Origin of the sequence: Thermosulfurimonas dismutans (genome assembly GCF_001652585.1) — a bacterium.
GTDB classification, from domain to species: Bacteria; Desulfobacterota; Thermodesulfobacteria; order Thermodesulfobacteriales; family Thermodesulfobacteriaceae; genus Thermosulfurimonas; species Thermosulfurimonas dismutans.
Window position 1 is genome coordinate 1 of the sequence record NZ_LWLG01000047.1, and the last position, 808, is coordinate 808.

Annotated in this window: 2 protein-coding genes and 1 pseudogene; 1 reads left to right on the top strand and 2 read right to left on the bottom strand. The window is 52.5% G+C overall.

Going from position 1 to position 808, the window contains the following annotated elements:
* Both TDIS_RS10660 and TDIS_RS11635 read right to left on the bottom strand, forming a co-directional pair.
* Positions 1-291 (bottom strand): hypothetical protein (locus tag TDIS_RS10660; RefSeq protein WP_153303848.1); only part of this gene is annotated, 291 nt, incomplete at its 3' end.
* 3 nt (positions 292-294) lie between these two features.
* Positions 295-381: pseudogene (locus tag TDIS_RS11635) on the bottom strand (DALR anticodon-binding domain-containing protein); the annotation flags it as partial.
* Between TDIS_RS11635 and TDIS_RS11505 the strand changes: the two are divergent.
* Positions 341-751, top strand: coding sequence for a hypothetical protein (locus TDIS_RS11505; protein WP_425263988.1), 411 nt, complete (start codon positions 341-343; stop codon positions 749-751). The pseudogene TDIS_RS11635 and the gene TDIS_RS11505 sit on opposite strands and share 41 nt — an antisense overlap.
* Positions 752-808 lie beyond the last annotated feature (57 nt).

Genomic DNA, 808 nt, shown 5'->3' on the forward strand with positions numbered 1-808 from the left:
GGCCCCTTTAGGAGATTCTGGCCCGGAAAGGTTGGCTGAAGACGAACCGGAAGGCCTCGTAGTTTCCTCCGCCCCCATCACCTTGGGAGGCTGAACTTCTTCGGCTGAGGGGAGTTCTTCGGGCACCTTTTCCTTGAGGGTCTTCTCCGCCACCGGCGAGGGACCTTTGCCCACCATCTTTTGCCCAAACCAGACCCCGAGGATAAACATCCAGAGAAAGAGACAGATCAAAAGCACAAATACGAAAGTTAAGCCTAGAAACCCCAGTTCTATACGAAATCTCTTGGCCATGGCTTACATCCTTTCCGGGGCCGAGACCCCGAGAAGATTCAGGCCGGTCTTGAGGACCTGTTTCACCGCCCGAGCCAGGGCCAGTCTGGCCCGAGTTGAAAGAATTCCTGCCAGGCGAGTACTATCTGATAACCTTCCGTTAAAAGGTATCAAGCTCAAAGTCTTAGGGCTTGAGGCTCTGAGTCTTAACCGGGAGAAGATCGATCTTTCAGCGATAGAACAACTGGTCTGTCCAGATCAGGTAAGAACTCTTGGGCTTGCTCTGCTCAAGGTGAGAGAAAAGCTTTATGCGGGTAAACTTCTATACGAGGCTGTCCTGGAAGTGGAGGACGAGATAAAGAGCCGAGGGCTCCTGGGACTTTCGGAGGAGGCGCGAGGAGATTTAGCCTTTGTGAGACGTTTTGAGGTCGCGGCGGCTCTCAATCGCCTGCGGACCCTTAAGGCCCGTCCTGAAAGATGAGGCTTACCTATTATCATATCTCTATACTTTTTCTTCTTTCAGCCTTTGCGGCTTTAG